Genomic DNA, 215 nt, shown 5'->3' with positions numbered 1-215 from the left:
ATCGCCGTCATCGGAACGGCGTTCGGTCTCGGGGCGGGGGTCCACTGGATCCGCAACTGGGGGTTCAACGCCTTCGCGCAGAACATCCAGCACGACGTGCGGACGGACACCTACGACAAGATGCAGCGGCTCAACATGGAGTTCTTCTCGGACAAGCAGACCGGGGAGATGATGTCCATCCTCTCGAACGACGTGAACCGGCTCGAACGGTTCCT

The 215-nt window shown here is 61.4% G+C and carries 1 protein-coding gene; it reads left to right on the top strand.

What is annotated here, in order from left to right; genetic code table 11:
• Positions 1-215, top strand: a 215-nt coding sequence (locus EXE44_RS19840) for an ABC transporter transmembrane domain-containing protein (protein WP_137718153.1), incomplete at both ends; no start/stop codon positions are given.

Source organism: Halorubrum sp. SS7, from assembly GCF_005435055.1.
GTDB lineage: Archaea > Halobacteriota > Halobacteria > Halobacteriales > Haloferacaceae > Halorubrum > Halorubrum salinarum.
Note: the sequence above shows the minus strand (reverse complement) of the source record. Positions and strands in the feature narration are given on the sequence as shown.